Annotated in this window: 7 protein-coding genes; 3 read left to right on the forward strand and 4 right to left on the reverse strand. The window is 74.4% G+C overall.

What is annotated here, in order from left to right; translation table 11 throughout:
• Positions 1–226: 226 nt before the first annotated feature.
• The 4 genes from HW577_RS19240 to HW577_RS19255 all read right to left on the reverse strand — a co-directional run bounded on the left by HW577_RS19240 (position 227) and on the right by HW577_RS19255 (position 2834).
• On the reverse strand, positions 227–1195 hold the full coding sequence (locus HW577_RS19240; protein WP_198377747.1) for a tripartite tricarboxylate transporter substrate binding protein: 969 nt from the start codon (positions 1193–1195) through the stop codon (positions 227–229).
• 146 nt (positions 1196–1341) lie between these two features.
• Positions 1342–1881 carry a hypothetical protein gene (locus tag HW577_RS19245; RefSeq protein WP_198377748.1) on the reverse strand — a complete coding sequence of 180 codons (540 nt, stop codon included), beginning with the start codon at positions 1879–1881 and terminating at the stop codon, positions 1342–1344.
• 84 nt (positions 1882–1965) lie between these two features.
• On the reverse strand, positions 1966–2685 hold the full coding sequence (locus HW577_RS19250; RefSeq protein WP_198377749.1) for a hypothetical protein: 720 nt from the start codon (positions 2683–2685) through the stop codon (positions 1966–1968).
• Positions 2682–2834: a hypothetical protein gene (locus tag HW577_RS19255; protein WP_198377750.1), complete on the reverse strand. Its 153-nt coding sequence runs from the start codon at positions 2832–2834 to the stop codon at positions 2682–2684. Before HW577_RS19255 ends, HW577_RS19250 begins: the two co-directional genes overlap by 4 nt.
• Positions 2835–2894: 60 nt before the next feature.
• Between HW577_RS19255 and HW577_RS19260 the strand changes: the two genes are divergently transcribed.
• The 3 genes from HW577_RS19260 to HW577_RS19270 form a co-directional block, all read left to right on the forward strand.
• Positions 2895–3824: a 3-hydroxyacyl-CoA dehydrogenase gene (locus tag HW577_RS19260; protein WP_198377751.1), complete on the forward strand. Its 930-nt coding sequence runs from the start codon at positions 2895–2897 to the stop codon at positions 3822–3824.
• 10 nt (positions 3825–3834) lie between these two features.
• Positions 3835–4584 carry a DUF3592 domain-containing protein gene (locus tag HW577_RS19265; RefSeq protein ID WP_198377752.1) on the forward strand — a complete coding sequence of 250 codons (750 nt, stop codon included), beginning with the start codon at positions 3835–3837 and terminating at the stop codon, positions 4582–4584.
• 54 nt (positions 4585–4638) lie between these two features.
• A partial coding sequence (locus HW577_RS19270) for a DEAD/DEAH box helicase (RefSeq protein WP_198377753.1) occupies positions 4639–5845 on the forward strand: 1207 nt, incomplete at its 3' end.

Genomic DNA, 5845 nt, shown 5'->3' on the forward strand with positions numbered 1-5845 from the left:
CGCTCGCGGACCCCGCAAGCGCCCCCACGCCCGCACCGATCGCCGCCCCGGCGAGCGCCCCGCCCCCCGGATCCTCGCACAGCGGGCCGGCCGGCAGCGCCAGGGGCACGGGCTGGACGACGATGCAGCCGGCGAGCGGCAGCGCGAGCAGGGGAAGCAGGCAGCGAAGCATCGTCCGACGTTGCGCGGGCGATGCGGCGGCGATGTGGCGGCCGCAGGACGCGCCTCAATCCGGGCGGATGTTGTTCTCCCGCACCACGCGGCCCCAGGTTTCCATCTGCCGGGCCACGAAGGGGCCGAACACCGCTTCCCCCTGCGGGTCGAGGTCGATGCCGAGGCCGATGACGCGCTCGCGCACCTCCGGGATGTCGAGCGCCTTGCGGATCGCCGCTTCCATCCTCTGCTTGATCGGCGCCGGCAGGCCGGCGGGCCCGAGGAAGCCCCAGAACGCCCGGGCATCGATCCCCGGGATGCCGGCTTCGGCCAGCGTCGGGATGTCGGGCATGGAGGGTGAGCGCGTCGCCCCGGTCTGGGCCAGCGGGATCAGCGCGCCGGAATCGATGTGGACGCCGATCGCCGGGCGCGTCGCGATCGGCAGGTCGACCTCCCCCGCCACGGCGGCGGTGGCGAGCGGCCCGCCGCCGCGATAGGGCACGTGCACCAGGCGGAAGCCGCCCGCGCGCTGCGCCAACTCCATCGTCAGATGCGCAAGGGAGCCGTTGCCGATGCTGCCATAGGTTACCGTCTCGGGCCGCGCTTTAGCGGCCTCGACCACCTGCGCGACGCTGCGATAGGGCCGCGTGCGGTGCGCCGTCAGCACCATCGGCGCGGTGCCGAACAGCAGCAGCGGCGTCAGGTCGCGCTGGGTGTCGAAGCCGATGTTCGGGATCAGCGCCGGATTCACCGCATGCGTGTCGAACACGATCAGCCAGGTGTTGCCGTCCGGCGCCGCGCGCGCGACCTGCGCCGTCCCGAGCGCGCCCGACGCGCCGCCGCGATTCTCCACCACGACCGGCACGCCGAATTCCTGGGTCAGCCGCGGCTGAAGCAGGCGCGCCATCGCGTCGGTGGATCCACCGGGGGGAAAGGGCACGACGATGCGGATCGGCCCGTTCGGCCAGACAGGCTGGGCGCGGGCGGGTAGCGGCGTGGCGAGCGCGGCCGATGCGGCCAGCAGGTGGCGGCGCGGGAACATCTGTCATTTCCTCCGGCGGTTTCTGTAACGGAGGTCGCGCGCCGCGTCCGTGCCGTCAAGCCGCGTGGCGGCCCATCGCGGCCGGGCAGGGCACCATGGTCACGCCGCGCGCGGGGTCGGATGCCCCGCGCGCGGTCGTCACCAGTTCAACTGCCGCCGCCATTGCGCTGCGCAAGGCCGACAAGGGCCGGGCGCGCGCTCGGCACGCGGGGTGGGCGGGCAAGGCGCCGCAGGGTCTCCTCCGGTCCCGCCGCGAAGGTCGTGCGCGGCAGGGCCGTCAGCGCGGCGGCGCGGTCATTGCGTTCCAGCGCCTCGGCGGCGCTGCGCAGGCCGAGCACCACGGCGCCGGCCGCCGCGTCGGCCGGAATGCCGAGCGCCACGCGGTGTTCCCGCCGGGCGATCTGCAGCTGCGGCAGGCCAGCCCCCGCGCCACCGCGCAGGTTCGGTTCCCGTGTCAGCGCCTCGGCAAGAAATTCAAGCTCGGCATGGGCGCGCGCGGCCTGGGCGGGTTGGTTCGGTCGCGGCCGGGCGAACCAGGAATTGGCGTCGATCGCGGCACGCCGGGCCTCGTCCACCGGCAGGCCGGGCGTGGCGGATACGGGCGATGGCAGGGGCGGCGGCTGGCTGGCAGGCGTGGCGCAGGCGGCAAGCGCGAGGGCCGCGGCGGCGATGGGGCTGAAGCGCATAGGAATCCTCCCTTCTTTCACGAACCAGTGAAAGCCTGCGCCTGTCCGGCGTAGCGCCTCTTGATCCGCCGCAAGTCGAATGGTTCAGCCGTAGCCTTCCTGCCGGAGCCGGTCGCCGAGCACCTTCACCTGCACGGCGAGCGCCATGGTCTCCTGCTCCCGGAGCCGCGTGCGGATCTCCTCGGCCTCGCTCGCCATGGCAGCGAGCAGCCGGTCGAGCCCCGGCGGTGGGACGGCGCCGGCGGCGAGCCGGTCGGCGATGCGTTCCAGTCCATCGAGGTGCATCTCGATCAGCGGCCGCGCCTCCGCGACGCGCGCCGGCAGCAGGACCAGGTCGGCAAGGACGCCGTCGAGCGCGAGGACCACGCTGCCCATGGCCGGCGTCGGCAATGCCGGCACGCGCGCGGCGAGCAGGTCCAGCCGGTGCCGCGCCTGGCGGAGCGGTTCCGGCACGGGGGGTGGCGCGGGCGGCGGCGGTGGCGGAACTACTTCCCGGACGCCGGTGTAGAGCAGCCGCGTGCCCCCCCAGGCCCCGGCGGCCAGCAGCACCGCCGCAACCGGCCCAGCCCCGGCCCCGAGCAGCGTGACGATGCCCGCCGCGCCACCCATGGCCGCCGCCGCAAGTTGCGCATCGCCGGCCTTCCCGCGTCGCATCAGCCAAGTGGCGGCCATCGGCAGCGCGATGCCCACCACGCAGCCGAGCAGCGCCCATTCGCGCCCCGCGAACAGGTTGAACAGCGTCGCCGGCAGCAGCGGCAGCACGGTGAAGGGCAGCAGCCAGCGGCGCCAGAAGGCGGAGATCATGGCGTCGCCACCGCCATCACCGCGCCGAACAGCGCCAGAAGCCCCGCGATCCACATGGTGCCGCCGAGCAGGAAGAAGCCGATCACCCGCACGCCGAGCGGCGGTGGGGTGCTGGGGGGCGCGCCGGGCGCGTTGGCGGGATTGTTCACAGTGGCTTAGATCGTCCGGCAGAGGCGGCCGATCAAGCCGCCTTCGGGGAGGGACGCGGCATGGCGGAACGGATCGCAGTGGTGGGCGCGGGGCTGATCGGGGGCGCCTGGGCGATCGTCTTCGCCCGCGCCGGGCACGAGGTGCGAATCTGGGACCCGGCGCCGGGTGCGGCCGAAGCCGCGCTCGCGACGATCGCCGCGCGGCTTGGGGACTTCTCCGCGGCGGGCCTCGTGGCGGAAGCGCCCGGGGCGATCGCCGCGCGCGTGACGGCTGCGCTGACACTGGAAGCCTGCCTCGAGGGCGCCGACCACGTGCAGGAGAACGGGCCGGAGCGCGTCGAGGTGAAGCGCGAGACCTTCGCGCGGCTCGACGCGTTGGCGCCAAGGGATGTCGTGCTCGCCTCCTCCACCTCCGGCATCCCGGCCTCGGCCTTCACTGAGGGGCTGGCCGGCCGGGCGCGCTGCCTCGTCGCGCATCCGGTGAACCCCCCTTCCCTCGTGCCGCTCGTCGAACTCGTCCCGGCGCCCTGGACCGACCCGGAAGTGGTGGCGCGCACGCGCGCGCTGATGGATGCCGTCGGCCAGGTGCCGGTGACGGCGATGAAGGAGACCAAGGGCTTCGTTCTCAACCGCCTGCAGGCGGCGCTGGTGGCGGAAGCCTTCCGGCTGGTGCGCGACGGGGTGATGAGCGTCGAGGATGTCGATGCCTGCGTGAAGGATGGGCTCGGCCTGCGCTGGTCCTTCATGGGCCCCTTCGAGACGATCGACCTGAACGCGCCCGGCGGCGTGGCGGACTACGCGGCGCGCTTCGGCGGGCTGATGGGCTCGATCACCGAGGAACAGACGCCCTTCCGCTACGATGCGGACACGGTCGCGAAGGTGGACGCGGCGCGGCGCGAGGTGCTGGCGCGGGACGGGATTGCGGGCCGCAGCGCCTGGCGCGACCGGCGGCTGATGGCGCTCGCCGCCTTCCGCAAGGCGCAGGGCTGAAGGAGGCACGATGAGCGGGACCTTTCGCCAGACGGGCACGCGGCGCGCACCGGGGCCGCCGCGCTGGCTCGCATGGATGTTCCTGCTGTTCGGCCTGGGCTCCGCCGCCGGCGCGGGCGTGGCAGTCTCGCGCGAGCTCGCCTTCCGCCAGCGCGCGGTCGAGACCGAGGGCAGGATCGTGCAGATGATCCAGCGCGCCGGCAGCAGCAGCAGCGGCAACCGCTCCGCGAACTGGACGCCGGTCTTCGCCTTCCGCCTGCCCGACGGGAAGGAGGTTCGGGTCGAGGCCGGCTTCTCCTCCTCTCCCCCCTGCTGCGCCGTCGGCGACCGCGTGACGGTGCGCTACGAACCGGGCGACCCCTCCAACGCGCAGATGGCGGGCTTCCTCTCCTCCTGGCTGCTCGCCTCGATCCTCGGCGGCATCGGCGCGTCGTTCCTGCTCGCGGGCGGGCTCGTCATGCGCTTCGCGGGGCGTGGCGGCGCCGCGGCGGCGGATGGCGCAGCGCTGGCCGCGCCCCCCGGCGTCATGACCTTCCAGGTGCCGCTCATCGGGCTCCGCCGCGACGGCCCGACCTACATTCTCCAGGCGCGCTGGGCCGATCCGCGCAGCGGCGTCGAGCGCTTCTTCGAAAGCGTGCCGATCCCCTTCGATCCCGTGCCGCAGATGCGGCAGATGGACAGCGTCGCGATATCCTTCGATCCATCGCAGCCCGACGGGCCCTACTTGATGGACCTGTCCTTCCTCCGCGCGCCGGGCTGACCCGCGCGCGGCGCGCTTGACGCGGCGCGGCGCGGCGCGCAGACGACGCCGTACATGTCCTTCCCTGATCTTCCCCCGGCGCTGGCATCCGCCCTCGCCGCCCGCGGCTATGCCGAGGCGACCCCCGTGCAGTCCGCCGTGCTGGCCCCCGAGGCCGCCGGGCGCGACCTGCTTGTCTCCGCCCAGACCGGCTCGGGCAAGACCGTCGCGTTCGGCCTCGCCCTCGCCCCCGACCTGATGGGCGAGGCCGCGCGGCTGCCGCCCGCGGGGGCGCCCCTCGCCCTTGTGGTCGCGCCGACGCGCGAACTGGCCCTTCAGGTAAAGACCGAACTCGCCTGGCTCTATGCCGACGCCGGCGGGCGCGTCGTCTCCTGCGTCGGCGGCATGGACCCCGTGGCGGAGCGGCGCGCGCTGCTCGCGGGAACGCATATCGTCGTCGGCACGCCGGGGCGGCTCGTCGATCACCTCGAACGCGGCAACCTCCGCCCCGAGGCGCTGCGCGCCGTGGTGCTGGACGAGGCGGACGAGATGCTCGACCTCGGCTTCCGGGAGGAACTGGAGGCGATCCTCGAGGAGACGCCCGCCGGGCGGCGGACGCTGATGTTCTCGGCGACCGTGCCGCGCGGCATCGCGGCCCTCGCCAAGACCTACCAGCGGGACGCGCTGCGCATCGAGGCCGCGGGCAGCGCCGGCCCGCATGGCGACATCGAGTACCGCGCCGCCCTGGTCGCGCCGCATGAGCTGGAGCGCGCCGTCGTCAACCTGCTGCGCTTCGAGGCGCCGCGCCTGGCGATGGTGTTCTGCGCGACGCGCGCGGCCGTCGCGCGCCTGTCGGGCAACCTCGCCGAACGCGGCTTCCCGGCCGTCTCGCTCTCGGGCGAGATGTCCCAGGCCGAGCGGCTGCGCGCCCTGCAGCAACTGCGCGACGGGCATGCGCGGGTGTGCGTGGCGACCGATGTCGCGGCGCGCGGCATCGACCTGCCGGAACTCGGTCTTGTGATTCATGCGGAACTGCCGCGGGACCCCGACACGCTGCTGCACCGCTCGGGCCGCACGGGGCGTGCGGGGCGGAAGGGTGTTTCGGTGCTGCTGGTGCCGCATCCGCGTCGCCGCGCGGCGGAACGGCTGATCTCGGCCGCGCGGGTCGCGGCCGCCTGGGGGCCGGCGCCCTCGGCCGAGGCGATCCGCAGCCGCGATGCGGAACGGCTTGCCGAGGAAGCGCGCGCGCTGCTCGCCGAGCCGCCGGCCGAGCAGGACGCGG

The organism is Neoroseomonas rubea (assembly GCF_016106015.1).
GTDB classification, from domain to species: domain Bacteria; phylum Pseudomonadota; class Alphaproteobacteria; order Acetobacterales; family Acetobacteraceae; genus Neoroseomonas; species Neoroseomonas rubea.